Origin of the sequence: Bacillus timonensis (assembly GCF_000285535.1) — a bacterium.
Lineage (GTDB): Bacteria > Bacillota > Bacilli > Bacillales > Bacillaceae_L > Ferdinandcohnia > Ferdinandcohnia timonensis.
Window position 1 is genome coordinate 1 of record NZ_CAET01000116.1, and the last position, 262, is coordinate 262.

At 34.4% G+C, this 262-nt stretch carries 1 pseudogene; it reads left to right on the forward strand.

Annotation, left to right across the window (positions count from 1 at the left end):
* Positions 1-262: pseudogene (locus tag BTHG_RS27190) on the forward strand (nucleoside-diphosphate sugar epimerase/dehydratase); the annotation flags it as partial.

Below are 262 nucleotides of genomic sequence, written 5' to 3' on the forward strand. Positions count from 1 at the left end.
AAAAAGAACGATCATCGAAAACGAACACTCATTATCGGGGGCAGGTGCTGCAGGCACAATGATTGTGAGACAAATTAAAATAACAATGAATCTGAACTAATACCTATAGGATTCATAGATGATAATGTGAAAAACAAAATCTCGATATTTTAGGCATTCCCGTGTTAGGAGGAATAGAAAGTATCGAGGAGGTAGTAAGAGAAAAAAATGTGGCTAATATCATCATTGCAATTCCTTCACTAAGTAAAAGAGAACTTAATAA